Source organism: Pseudomonas parafulva NBRC 16636 = DSM 17004, from assembly GCF_000730645.1.
Lineage (GTDB): Bacteria > Pseudomonadota > Gammaproteobacteria > Pseudomonadales > Pseudomonadaceae > Aquipseudomonas > Aquipseudomonas parafulva.
Map to the genome: position 1 here is coordinate 103852 of NZ_BBIU01000013.1, position 12869 is coordinate 116720.

The window sequence follows — 12869 nt, forward strand, 5'->3', positions numbered from 1 at the left end:
GAACCCGCTCCTACAGGGCATCAAGCTGTTGCGGGCCGGTGTGCGCAGGTTTACCCGTGCAGGCTGCCCCTGCCCCGCCAGATAGCAGCAGCCTGTCGCCTGCGGCCCCCAGCTTGGTTATACTTCTCGGCTTTCCCGAATTAATGCACAGGGTCCCGCCGCGCATGGATAAGACCTACCAGCCGCACGCCATCGAAACTTCCTGGTACAACACCTGGGAGGCCGAGAACTATTTCGCCCCACAAGGTGCAGGCGAGTCCTACACCATCATGATTCCGCCGCCGAACGTGACCGGCAGCCTGCACATGGGCCACGGCTTCAACAACGCGATCATGGACGCCCTGATCCGTTTCCGTCGCATGCAGGGCCGCGACACCCTGTGGCAACCTGGCACCGACCACGCCGGTATCGCCACGCAGATGCTGGTCGAGCGCCAGCTCGAAGCGAAAGGCCAGAACCGTCATGACCTGGGCCGCGAACAGTTCCTGGAAAAGGTCTGGGAGTGGAAGGACCAGTCCGGTGGCAACATCAGCCGGCAGATCCGCCGCCTGGGTTCGTCGGTGGACTGGAGCCGCGAGCGCTTCACCATGGACGACGGCCTGTCCGACGCTGTCAAGGAAGCCTTCGTGCGCTTGCACGAAGACGGCCTGATCTACCGCGGCAAGCGCCTGGTGAACTGGGACACCAAGCTGCACACGGCCATCTCCGACCTTGAAGTGGAAAACCACGACGAGAAGGGCCACCTGTGGAACCTGCGTTATCCGCTGGCAGACGGCGCCACCACGGCCGAAGGCCTGGGCTACCTGGTGGTCGCAACCACCCGCCCGGAAACCCTGCTGGGCGATGCGGCCGTTGCGGTGAACCCGGCTGACGAACGCTACCAGGCGCTGATCGGTAAATTCGTCGAACTGCCCCTGGTCGGCCGCCGCATTCCGATCATCGCCGATGACTACTGCGACCCGGCGTTCGGCACCGGCTGCGTGAAGATCACCCCGGCTCACGATTTCAACGACTACGAAGTGGGCAAGCGCCACAACCTGCCGCTGCTGAATATCTTCGACAAGAACGCCATGGTGCTGGGTGCCGCGCAGGCGTTCAACCTCGACGGCAGCGTCAACGAGCAGGTCGATACCCGCCTGCCAGCCCAGTACGCCGGCCTGGACCGCTTCGTCGCTCGCAAGCAGATCGTCGCCGACCTGGATGCCCAGGGCCTGCTGGTCAGCATCGATGACCACGCGCTGAAAGTGCCCAAGGGTGACCGCTCGGGCACCGTCATCGAGCCGTGGCTGACCGACCAGTGGTATGTCTCTACCAAGCCGCTGGCAGAACCTGCGATCGCCGCCGTGGAAGACGGCCGCATCCAGTTCGTGCCCAAGCAATACGAGAACATGTATTTCTCCTGGATGCGCGACATCCAGGACTGGTGCATCAGCCGCCAGCTGTGGTGGGGCCACCGCATCCCGGCCTGGTACGACGAAGCCGGCCAGGTGTATGTAGGCCGCAACGAGCAGGAAGTCCGCGCCAAGCACAACCTGGGCGCCGAGGTGAACCTGCGCCAGGACGACGACGTGCTCGACACTTGGTTCAGTTCGGGCCTGTGGACTTTCTCCACCCTGGGCTGGCCGGAGCAAACCGAATTCCTCAAGAAATTCCATTCCACCGATGTGCTGGTCACCGGGTTCGACATCATCTTCTTCTGGGTGGCGCGCATGATCATGCTGACCATGCACCTGGTGAAGAACGAGGACGGCACCCCGCAGGTACCGTTCAAGACCGTGTACGTGCATGGCCTGGTGCGTGATGGCCAGGGCCAGAAGATGTCCAAGTCCAAGGGTAACGTGCTGGACCCTCTGGACATCGTCGACGGTATCACCCTCGACGCCCTGCTGGAAAAACGCACCAGCGGCATGATGCAGCCCAAGCTGGCCGAGAAGATCGCCAAGCAGACCAAGGCCGAGTTCCCCGAAGGTATCGCCAGCTACGGCACCGACGCCCTGCGTTTCACCTTCTGCTCGCTGGCCTCCACAGGCCGTGACATCAAGTTCGACATGGGCCGCGTCGAAGGCTACCGCAACTTCTGCAACAAGATCTGGAACGCCGCCCGCTACGTGCTGGACAAGGGTGAAGACTGTGGCCAGAACGGCGAAGCCTACGAGCTGTCGCTGGCTGACCGCTGGATTATCTCGCAGTTGCAGCGCACCGAAGCCGAGGTGACCCGCCAGCTGGAGCAATTCCGCTTCGACCTGGCCAGCCAGGCGCTGTACGAGTTCATCTGGAACCAGTACTGCGACTGGTACCTGGAGCTGTCCAAGCCTGTGCTGTGGGACGAGAACGCCCCGGTCGAGCGCGCCCGTGGTACCCGTCGCACCCTGGTGCGCGTACTGGAAGTGGCACTGCGCCTGGCGCACCCGTTCATGCCGTTCATTACCGAAGAAATCTGGCAGCGCATTGCGCCGCTGGCCGGCATCGAAGGCAAGACCATCATGCTGCAGCCATGGCCGGTAGCCGTTGAAGCCCGCATCGATGCCGCGGCCGAAGGCGACATCGAATGGCTCAAGGAACTGATGGTAGGCCTGCGTAACATCCGCGCCGAAATGAACATCGGCCCAGGCAAGCCGCTGCCGCTGTTCCTGAAGAACGCCAACGCCGACGACCAGCGCCGCCTGCAGGAAAACGAAGCGCTGCTGAAGAAGCTGGCCAAGGTCGAGTCGTTCACCGTGCTGGGTGATGCTGACGAAGCACCTTTGTCGGCCACTGCCCTGGTGGGCGACCTGCAGGTACTGGTACCCATGGCGGGGCTGATCGACAAGGATGCCGAGCTGGCACGCCTGAACAAGGAAATCCAGCGCCTGCAAGGCGAAGTGGCGCGCGTGGGTGGCAAGCTGTCCAACGCTGCCTTCGTCGACAAGGCACCGCCTGCGGTGATCGAGAAAGAGCGTGCGAAGCTGGCGGAGTCCGAACAGGCGCTGGCCAACTTTACCGAGCAGCACGCGCGGATTGCAGCGCTGTAACCTGACATTGCGGATGTGACCGGCGGGGGCAATGCCCTCGTTCGCGGCCAAGGCCGCTTCCAAGGGGACGAACATCCCAGTGGAAGCGGCCTTGGCCGCGAATGGGCCGGCACCGTATCACCGGACCCAACCATGACTGAAAAGCCCACCCTGCACCCGCGTAACCGCCATCAGGGCCGTTATGACTTCCCCAGCCTGATCAAGGCACACCCCGACCTGGCCCGCTTCACCATCACCAACCCCTACGGCAAACCCAGCATCGACTTCGCCAACCCCGAAGCCGTGCGGGTGTTCAACCGCGCCCTGCTCAAGGCGCAGTACGGCATCCAGCATTGGGACATTCCCGCGGACTACCTGTGCCCGCCTATCCCGGGCCGCGCCGACTACCTGCACGTGGCCGCCGACCTGCTGGCGGAGGACAATGGCGGCGAAATCCCCAGAGGGGCCCAGGTACGCGTTCTGGATGTGGGGGTGGGGGCAAACTGTATCTACCCGTTGCTGGGCCACAGCGACTATCGCTGGCGCTTTCTGGGCTCGGACATCGACCCCGTCGCGCTGGCCTCGGCCAAGGCCATCGTGCAGGCCAATGGCCTGAGCAAGGCCATAGCCCTGCGCCAGCAGGCAAACGCTGCGCATATCCTCACCGGGCTGCTGCAAGCGGACGAGCGCCTGGCATTGACACTGTGCAACCCGCCCTTCCATGCCTCACGCGAGGAAGCCACCCGGGGTAGCCAGCGCAAATGGAAGAACCTTGGCAAGCAGGACCCTAAACGCAAGTTACCTGTGCTGAACTTTGGTGGCCAGAACAACGAGCTGTGGTGCGAGGGGGGTGAAATCCGCTTCGTCACCCAACTGGTTGGCGAAAGCGTGCAGTACGCCCAGCAAGTGCTGTGGTTCACCAGCCTGGTGTCCAAGGCCAGCAACCTGCCCGGCATCGAGGCCGCGCTGAAAAAAGCCGGGGCGAAGGCGGTACGCATCAGCGAAATGGGCCAGGGGCAAAAGCAGAGCCGCATGGTGGCCTGGAGCTACCATGCGCAAGCGGCGCGCCAGGCCTGGTACGCCCGACCAGAATCGAAGGCATGAAAAAACCGCGCCCGGGCAAGCCGGGCGCGGTTTAGTCAAACCAACAAGAATTACTTGTTGATAGCGTCGGTCAGCACTTTGGCTGGCACGAACTTGACGACTTTCTTGGCAGCGATTTCGATGGCAGCGCCAGTCGAAGGGTTGCGGCCGGTACGGGCAGGACGCTCGGAGACTTTCAGCTTGCCGATGCCTGGCAGGGTGATTTCAGCGCCGTTTTCCAGCTGGTCGGCAACGATCTGGCCCAGTTGCTCCAGAGCGTTCTTGGCGGTGGCTTTCGGTGCAGAGATCGATTCGGCGATATCGGCAATCAGTTGGTCTTTGGTCAATGCCATGGTGGTGTTCCTTCCCTATCAAATTCGATGGTTTTGCAGCGAACGACGACGTTATCGGGCCAGCCCCGTCAACTTGGCGGGCCGCGCCAATTGGGTATGTAGATACACAAATCGGCGTTTGGTTCGACGTGGCGAGCGTGCGCTGCCAGCAATGCGCCACAGCAGGGGCGCAAGACCGCGCAAAGCTATCACACGAATGAACAAATATCCGCTGCGCACCCTGATTTAATGCGGGTTTTTCGGGGGTTTTTCGCCTTAAAGCCACAAAGTTGCTTAAAAAACGAGCAACTGGCATTTGCGCCAACTTCTGGCCACTGCATCGCCCTGCGTCTGAGGTAAACTTCAGGCCTTTTGCAGCCCGTTGAGAATCCCATGCCAATCCGCCATTGCATCGTTCACCTGATCGACAAAAAGCCCGATGGCAGCCCCGCTGTGCTGCACGCCCGCGACACTGAACTGGCCGCCTCCGACGCCATCGAAAACCTGCTGGCCGACCTCAATGACAGCTACAACGCCAAACAAGGCAAGGCCTGGGGCTTTTTCCACGGCGAGTCCGGGGCCTACCCTCTGAGCGGCTGGCTTAAACAGTACCTGGATGCAGACAAGGATTTCACCGCGTTCAGCCGCATGGCCGTCGAACACCTGCAAAAGCTGATGGAAGAGTCCAACCTCTCAACGGGCGGGCACATCCTGTTCGCTCACTACCAGCAGGGCATGACCGAGTACCTGGCCATCGCCCTGCTGCACCACAGCGAAGGCGTGGCCGTGAACGCCGAACTCGACGTCACGCCATCACGGCACCTGGACCTAGGCCAATTGCACCTGGCAGCACGCATCAACCTGTCGGAATGGAAGAACAACCAGAACTCCAAGCAGTACATCTCGTTCATCAAGGGCAAGAACGGCAAGAAGGTATCGGACTACTTCCGTGACTTCATCGGCTGCCAGGAAGGGGTCGACGGCCCGGGCGAAACCCGCACGCTACTCAAGGCCTTCAGCGATTTCGTGGAGAGCGAGGACCTGCCTGAAGCGTCCGCCCGGGAAAAAACCCAGACACTGGTGGAGTACGCCACGACCCAGACCAAACTGGGCGAACCGGTCACCCTGGAAGAATTGTCCAGCCTGATCGACGAAGAGCGCCCCAAGGCGTTCTACGACCATATCCGCAACAAGGACTATGGCCTGTCGCCGGAAATCCCTGCTGACAAACGTACCCTCAACCAGTTCCGCCGCTTCACCGGGCGCGCCGAAGGGTTGTCGATCAGCTTCGAGGCCCATCTGCTGGGTGACAAGGTGGAGTATGACGAAGCGGCAGGGACGCTGATCATCAAAGGCTTGCCGACCACCCTGGTCGACCAGCTCAAGCGGCGCAAGGACTAAGGCCCAGGCTACCCTAGACAGCGGCGGGTGCGGTATAGGAGGCCACCAAGGCCTCCTTCGCCGACTTGCGCAGCCGTTTGACCAGCCGCTCCTGCCGCAGGGCCTCGCCCTTGTCCGGCCATTGCTCCACATACACCAGCGCCTGGGCCGGGCTGGTCTTGAAATACCGCGCCCCCCTGCCGTTCTGGTGCGCCACGAAGCGCCGCTGCGGGTCGTCGCTGATACCGCAGTACAGCGAACCGTTGGCGGCCCTGACCAGGTACACATACCAGGGTTTTATTGCCTGACCCGGCACTTGTTCACTCACGACGCCTGCCCTTTCCATCATTAATTTGATGAGCCCACACATCGAGGGCTTCATCATGCTCGCTTGTAAAACCCGTACGTGGCTGACCGTCGCACTGCTGGCGGCAGCCTCTGCCACTCAGGCGTCCATCGGCGAGAAAACCGCGCAGCGCATGCAGCGCAACTACGACGCTACCCCAGCACAGTGCGAAGGTAACGCCGTACCAGCCCATGCCTGCTCGGGGGTACTGCTCAGATCCACCCGGCCATCCCCGCACTATCACACCTGGCATCATAGCCAGAACAGCAAGGACAAGGGCGGGGTTTCGTTCTCGTACCTGCGTCGCGATTTGCCTGTCACCCGGCTGGCCGCCGACGGGCGCAGCGGCTTCACCCTCTACCCCCTGCTGCAGCGACCCAAGGGCTCGCTGCACTACGAGATGCTGTGCGCCTGGCCCACCGACGGTGACACCTGGGAGCGAGACAACCGGGGCTGCGGCGATAACCGCCAGACCCCTGAACGCGAAGCCGCCTGCCACGAGCAGGGCGTGCTTAGCGCCGAGGACTGGATAGCCCACTACAGGAAAACCGGCGACTACAAACGCCAGTGCGCCTTCGACATCCGCCGCACACGCGTACCGGAGCGGGCCGACGCCTTTTACCAAAGCCTGCGCGGCCAGCAGCTGTTCGCACAGGAAATGCCGTTCCCCTGGAACGAAGTGGTGGTAGGCGCCTGGGAAGAAGCCAGCGCCAATACCCTGCCCATCCAGTCGTTCTTCCACATCGAGGGCGAGTATGGTGCCTTGCAGCAGGCTCAGGCCGACCAGCAAGACTGGCACAAGACCTACGGCGGCTTCATACCGGTGATACGCATCCGCCTGCCGCAAGATGGCACTGAACGCGCCACCTTCAATTACTACGAAAGCGATCAGGCCGTCGCGCTACCTTGAGCATGCTGGAACGCTCGCAGGCCCTTGAAGGCCTGCTGGCGTACCTTACCCTGCAGCCAGGGTGTCCAGCCCAGCAGCAAACCCGGCGTGCCCAGCGCCTGGCGCGACCACCCCCACAGGTCGAAGCTGTCGTCGTGCTGGTAGATCAGCCCGTCCCGAATCAGAAAACGCGCCTGAATGCGGTTGACCACCGTGCGCCCGGTCTGGGCAAACGTGTAGGTCGCCACCCACTGCGCCGCCCCGCCGTGCTCATCCGCCCGCACCTTGTCGAAGTTAAGGGAGAACGCCTTTGCCCGCTGGGTGAGCATGCGCCACATGTCTGCGGCATCCTTGCCGCGCAGGGTGCCGAACACCGGGTCACTGAAGACGACATCGTCGCTGTAGCAGGCAGCCATGGCCTCGGCATCGAGGCGCTGGAAGGCCTGGTAGAAGCGGGTGATCAGTTCACGGTTGGCGTCGCTCATGGGCTCAAGGTCCTGGGAGGGCAAAGCCGCACGATAATCTGCCCGGCTCGCGTGCGCCAGCGGCCTTTCAGACCTTCTCGCTGGTGACCTGGACATGCAGGGCACGCCCGGCCCCCAGGCCGAACACGATGGCCCCCAGGCCGATAATCGCAAATACCCAGCCCAGGGCTGCCCAGCCACCGGTCAGGTCGTGCACCAGCCCTACCGCGAAGGGCCCCATGGACGCCAGGGTATAACCCACGCCCTGAGCCATGCTCGACAGGTTCGCCGCCACATGGGCATCCCGGGAGCGCAGCACGATCAAGGTCAGCGCCAGGGCGAACGTGCCACCCTGCCCCAACCCCAGCACCACCGCCCAGCCCCACAGCCCGGAGAGCGGCGCATACAGGCAACCGAACAACCCGCAAAGGGTCACCAGCATGACTAGCACGATCGCCAGCCGCTGGTCTTTGCCACGCGTGGCCAGCCAGGGGACTGCAAGGGAGCTTGCCAGTTGCACGATCACCGAACCCGACAGCACCAGCCCCGCTTGCGTGGGGCTAAGGCCACGCCCGATCAGAATCGACGGCAACCAGCCAAAGACGATATAGGCCAGTGACGACTGCAGGCCCATGTACAACGTCACCTGCCAGGCCAGCGGGTCGCGCCACAGGCCGCGCACGCGGTAAGCAACCTTGTGCTGGCCGTGGCCTTGGCGAGCCTGGGGCAGCCACACCAACATGGCCACCAAGGCGGGCAGCATCCAGAACCCCAGCCCCAGGGCCCAGCTGTCATCGAAATACTGGGCCAGCGGCACCGTGGCCCCGGCCGCCATGGCTGCACCGAGGCACAGCGCCATGGTGTACACGCCCGTCAGGGTGCCAGCATGCTGAGGGAAGTCACGTTTGACGATACCGGGTAGCAAGACCCCGATAATGCCGATGCTGGCCCCTGCCACCAGGCTACCCATGAACAGCCCTGTTGCCCCCAGCGTACTGCGCAGCACAATGCCCAGCGCCAGGGTGACAAGAATCACCAGCACCACGCGCTCGCTGCCCAGACGACGCGCCAGTACCGGCGCCAGTGGCGCGAACAGGCCCAGGCACAACACCGGCAAGGTGGTCAGCAACCCGGCCTGGGCGGCGCTGAGCCCCAGCCCGTCGGACACCTGGCCCAACACGGGTGCCATGCTCGACAACGCCGGGCGCAGGTTCAATGCCACCAGCACCAGGCCGAGCAGCAGCAGCCAGGGGCGCGGCGTAACCGCCGGTTGCGCCTGCACCTGCTCGTCATCGGCCTCGGCATCGATCAGCAACGGGTCGAGGTCCGCCGTGCCGGGTGGGTTGGTACGGATCGTGGAATCAGACATGGGCTTCTCGTATCAGGATTCGATGAGGGTACGGCTCAGGCGCTTGGCCCGCTGGGCATCGCGTTGTTCGATAGCGTCGAGGATTTGCCCGTGCAGGTCGAACGTGGCCTGGCAACGGGGAACCGTGGCCATGTTGTGCTGCAAGGCCGCAGCCACCACACCGGAAAAATAGCGGTACAGCTCACTGAGTGCCGGGTTGTGGGCCGCATCGACCAGACGCTGGTGGAACACCAGGTCGCAGGCGACGTAGGCGTCCACATCACCGTGGAAATGGCCGGCGCTCCCCTGCAAGGCCTCCCGCAGGCGCTGCAGATCCGTGTCGGTACGGCGCAGGGCTGCCAGTGCAATGGCCTCGGTTTCCAGAATGTGGCGGGTTTCCCGTGCCTGCTCAGGGGTGCACTGGGTCATGGCCTGTACGGCGTGCAGAGGGTCCTGAGCGGTGCGCAGGTAGCTGCCATCCCCCTGGCGAATTTCCACCAGGCCACTGAACGCCAGCACGCGCATGGCCTCGCGCACGGTATTGCGGCTGATCCCCAACTGAAGCGCCAGTTCAGGCTCGGTGGGCAGCCGCTCACCGACCAACCAGGCGCCTTGCGAGATACGCTCGCGCAACTGGTCCACAGCCTGCTCGACCAACGAGCGTTTTATCAACAAGGACATCGGTACATCCAGTCATCGGATGAATTAGCGATCAAAATAAAGCATCTCTGATCGCTCAACAATCGTTTATTGCCAGATAAGGTGGGGTAGCCGGTTGGCACCGCACCTTATCCCGGTGAGCCCCTAACTGTGTGTCAGCCCAGTGCATCCAGCAACGCCTGGTTCATCTCAGGCGTACCGATGGTAATGCGCAGGAACTGATCAATACGCGCCTGCTTGAAGTGGCGCACGATCACGCCTTGCTCGCGCAAACGCGCCGCCAACTCCCCGGCATCCTGTTGTGGATGGCGAGCGAATACAAAGTTGGCAGCAGACGGCAGCACTTCGAAGCCCTTGGCCTGCAGCTGCGCGACCAGCTTTTCGCGGCTGTCGATGACCTTGCGGCAGGTCTGGTCGAAATAGGCGCGGTCCTCGAATGCCACTGCCGCGCCGACGATGGCGGCGCGGTCCAGCGGGTATGAGTTGAAGCTGTTCTTGATCCGTTCCAGTGCCTCGATCAGGTCCGGGTGGCCCACCGCCAACCCAACCCGCAGGCCGGCCAGCGACCGCGATTTGGACAGGGTCTGGGTCACCAACAGGTTGTCGTAGCGGTTTACCAGGCTGATGGCCGTTTCGCCGCCAAAGTCGATGTAGGCTTCATCCACCACCACCACCGAATCCGGGCTGGCCTGCAGCAACTGCTCAACTGCCTGCAGAGGCAACAGGCAGCCAGTGGGCGCGTTGGGGTTGGGGAAGATGATGCCCGCGTTCGGCTTGCGGTAATCCTCCACGCGGATCTGGAACTGCTCATCCAGCGGCACCTGTTCGAAGGTGATGCCATACAGGCCGCAGTACACCGGGTAGAAGCTGTAGCTGATGTCCGGGAACAGCAGCGGCCCGTCGTGCTGGAACAGGCCATGGAAGATGTGCGCCAGCACCTCGTCCGAGCCGTTACCTACGAATACCTGCGCCGGGGTAACGCCGTAGTACTCCGCGACCGCCTGCTTGAGGCGGTCACCGTTGGGGTCCGGGTACAGGCGCAGGTTGTCGCCCAGCTCCCCGCGCATGGCTTCCACCGCTTTAGGCGATGGGCCGTAGGGGTTCTCGTTGGTATTGAGCTTGACCAGGCGCGCCAGCTTGGGCTGCTCGCCGGGGACGTAAGGCACCAGGTCCTTGACGAAAGGGCTCCAGAATCGACTCATGCTCAGTTCCCCTTCTCTTGGCTCAGGATGCGGTATTCGGCGCTACGGGCGTGGGCCGTCAGGGACTCACCACGGGCCAGCACCGAGGCAGTGCGACCCAGTTCGGAGGCGCCTTGCTCGGAGCAATAGATGATCGACGAACGCTTCTGGAAGTCGTACACCCCCAGCGGCGACGAGAAGCGCGCAGTGCCGGAGGTGGGCAGTACGTGGTTGGGGCCTGCGCAATAGTCGCCCAGCGCTTCGCTGGTGTGGCGGCCCATGAAGATCGCACCGGCGTGGCGAATGTGCGGCAACCAGGCCTGCGGGTCAGCCACCGACAACTCCAGGTGCTCAGGGGCGATACGGTTGGCCACCTCGATTGCCTGCTGCATGTCCCGCACCTGGATCAGGGCGCCGCGACCATTCACCGATTTCTCGATGATCTCGGCGCGTTCCATGGTCGGCAGCAACTTGCTGATGCTGGCTGCCACGCGGTCGAGGAAATCGGCATCCGGGCTGACCAGAATGGCCTGGGCGTCTTCGTCGTGCTCTGCCTGGGAGAACAGGTCCATGGCGATCCAGTCCGGGTCGGTCTGGCCGTCACACACCACGAGAATTTCCGACGGCCCGGCGATCATGTCGATGCCTACCTGGCCGAACACGTGGCGCTTGGCGGTGGCCACGTAGATGTTGCCCGGGCCGACGATCTTGTCCACCTGGGGCACGCTCTCGGTGCCATAGGCTAGGGCAGCCACCGCCTGGGCGCCGCCCACCGTGAACACTCGGTCCACACCGGCAATGCAGGCTGCGGCCAGCACCAGCTCGTTGACCTCGCCACGCGGGGTCGGCACCACCATGACCACTTCGGTGACACCCGCCACCTTGGCCGGAATCGCGTTCATCAGCACCGAGGACGGGTAGGACGCCTTGCCACCCGGCACATAAAGGCCGGCGCGGTCCAACGGCGTGACCTTCTGCCCCAGTACGGTACCGTCAGCCTCGGTGTACTGCCACGAGTCCTGCTTCTGCCGCTCGTGGTACATGCGCACGCGGTCGGCTGCCTTCTCAAGGGCTGCACGCTGCTCGTCGGTGATACGGGTAAGCGCCAGTTCAAGGCGCTCGCGGCCCAGAATAAGGTCGTCGATGCAGCTAGCCTCTACCCCGTCGAAACGCTGGGTGAACTCCACAAGGGCAGCATCGCCACGCTCGCGCACGGCCTTGATGATATCGAGTACACGCTGGTTGACCGCTTCGTCGGACACGCTCTCCCAGCTCAGCAGATGATCCAGATGCCGAGCGAAATCCGGGTCAGCAGCGTTGAGACGGGCAATTGCGGTGGACACGGTCATGGCGAGGGCCTCGATTGATAGCGAATGCTCAGGCGCCCTAGGCTACCAGTCCATCCGCACGGGCACCCGAGAAAAGTGGCTATGACGCGGATAGACGGGCGCGACAGCCAACGCTGCGCGCAGGAAGTCGTCAGCCGCGGTGTCGCGATTCAACCGCTTGGCGCAGCGTGTCGATCAGGCTCTGGATGCGGGCGTGCTGCATTTTCATGGAGGCCTTGTTAACCACCAGGCGCGAACTGATGTGCGCGATCATTTCCTGGGGCTCCAGGCCGTTGGCACGCAAGGTGTTACCGGTGTCGACCACATCGATGATCTTGTCTGCCAGGTTGATCAGGGGTGCCAGCTCCATCGAGCCGTACAGCTTGATGATGTCGACCTGGCGACCCTGCTCGGCATAGTAACGCTTGGCCACGTTCACGAACTTGGTGGCCACGCGCAGGCGGCCCTTGGGCTCGGGCGCGCCGACCACGCCAGCGGTCATCAGCTTGCAGCGGGCAATCTGCAGATCCAGGGGCTCGTAAAGGCCCTGCCCACCGTACTCCATCAGCACGTCCTTGCCTGCCACACCCAGGTCGGCGGCGCCGTGTTCGACATAGGTCGGCACGTCGGTGGCACGCACGATCAGCAGGCGCACGTCGTCCTGCGTGGTCGGGATGATCAGCTTGCGGCTCTTGTCCGGGTTCTCGGTGGGAACGATACCGGCCTCGGCCAGCAATGGCAGGGTATCGTCGAGAATACGGCCTTTGGAAAGCGCGATGGTCAACATTGGAACGTCGGTCCTTAAGCAGCTACTGCCGGCCAGGTGGTGCACCTGGCCGCATTCAATTCGAACGGCGCGTCCTTGCGC

12 protein-coding genes are annotated in these 12869 nt (G+C 63.2%); 4 read left to right on the top strand and 8 right to left on the bottom strand.

The features are described 5' to 3' along the window. Positions 1 to 164: 164 nt before the first annotated feature. Together PPA02S_RS09890 and rlmF are read left to right on the top strand one after the other, a co-directional pair. Complete coding sequence (locus PPA02S_RS09890) at positions 165 to 3011, top strand: valine--tRNA ligase (RefSeq protein WP_028631507.1); 2847 nt, start codon at positions 165 to 167, stop codon at positions 3009 to 3011. A gap of 132 nt (positions 3012 to 3143) precedes the next feature. Then, the gene (gene rlmF / locus PPA02S_RS09895) at positions 3144 to 4094 is read left to right on the top strand and encodes a 23S rRNA (adenine(1618)-N(6))-methyltransferase RlmF (RefSeq protein ID WP_028631508.1); all 951 of its coding nucleotides are present in this window, start codon (positions 3144 to 3146) and stop codon (positions 4092 to 4094) included. 50 nt (positions 4095 to 4144) lie between these two features. Here the strand turns inward: rlmF and PPA02S_RS09900 are convergent, their stop codons facing one another. Beyond that, the gene (locus PPA02S_RS09900; protein ID WP_028631509.1) at positions 4145 to 4426 is read right to left on the bottom strand and encodes an HU family DNA-binding protein; all 282 of its coding nucleotides are present in this window, start codon (positions 4424 to 4426) and stop codon (positions 4145 to 4147) included. Between the two features lie 372 nt (positions 4427 to 4798). Between PPA02S_RS09900 and yejK the strand changes: the two genes are divergently transcribed. Continuing rightward, complete coding sequence (gene yejK, locus PPA02S_RS09905; RefSeq protein WP_028631510.1) at positions 4799 to 5806, top strand: nucleoid-associated protein YejK; 1008 nt, start codon at positions 4799 to 4801, stop codon at positions 5804 to 5806. A gap of 13 nt (positions 5807 to 5819) precedes the next feature. Here the strand turns inward: yejK and PPA02S_RS09910 are convergent, their stop codons facing one another. Then, complete coding sequence (locus PPA02S_RS09910; protein ID WP_028631511.1) at positions 5820 to 6113, bottom strand: GIY-YIG nuclease family protein; 294 nt, start codon at positions 6111 to 6113, stop codon at positions 5820 to 5822. Positions 6114 to 6141: 28 nt separating this feature from the next. Here PPA02S_RS09910 and PPA02S_RS09915 point away from each other — a divergent pair, with 28 nt between their 5' ends. Then, entirely contained in the window at positions 6142 to 7041 is a 900-nt protein-coding gene (locus PPA02S_RS09915; RefSeq protein WP_050577074.1) for a hypothetical protein, read from the top strand. On the opposite strand, the gene PPA02S_RS09920 is transcribed toward PPA02S_RS09915, so the two are convergent. The 6 genes from PPA02S_RS09920 to hisG form a co-directional block, all read right to left on the bottom strand. Continuing rightward, on the bottom strand, positions 7020 to 7505 hold the full coding sequence (locus tag PPA02S_RS09920) for a nuclear transport factor 2 family protein (protein ID WP_028631512.1): 486 nt from the start codon (positions 7503 to 7505) through the stop codon (positions 7020 to 7022). The genes PPA02S_RS09915 and PPA02S_RS09920 overlap by 22 nt on opposite strands. A 67-nt stretch (positions 7506 to 7572) precedes the next feature. After that, the gene (locus tag PPA02S_RS09925; protein WP_028631513.1) at positions 7573 to 8853 is read right to left on the bottom strand and encodes a CynX/NimT family MFS transporter; all 1281 of its coding nucleotides are present in this window, start codon (positions 8851 to 8853) and stop codon (positions 7573 to 7575) included. 12 nt (positions 8854 to 8865) lie between these two features. Then, positions 8866 to 9513 (bottom strand): FadR/GntR family transcriptional regulator, encoded by a 648-nt coding sequence (locus PPA02S_RS09930; protein ID WP_028631514.1) that lies wholly within the window; start codon positions 9511 to 9513, stop codon positions 8866 to 8868. A 134-nt stretch (positions 9514 to 9647) separates the two neighbouring features. Further along, positions 9648 to 10694: a histidinol-phosphate transaminase gene (hisC, locus tag PPA02S_RS09935; RefSeq protein WP_028631515.1), complete on the bottom strand. Its 1047-nt coding sequence runs from the start codon at positions 10692 to 10694 to the stop codon at positions 9648 to 9650. A gap of 2 nt (positions 10695 to 10696) precedes the next feature. After that, a complete protein-coding gene (gene hisD, locus PPA02S_RS09940) occupies positions 10697 to 12022 on the bottom strand; it encodes a histidinol dehydrogenase (RefSeq protein ID WP_028631516.1) in 1326 nt (441 codons plus the stop codon). A 130-nt stretch (positions 12023 to 12152) separates the two neighbouring features. Next, positions 12153 to 12788, bottom strand: coding sequence for an ATP phosphoribosyltransferase (gene hisG / locus PPA02S_RS09945; RefSeq protein ID WP_028631517.1), 636 nt, complete (start codon positions 12786 to 12788; stop codon positions 12153 to 12155). Between the last annotated feature and the right edge of the window lie 81 nt (positions 12789 to 12869).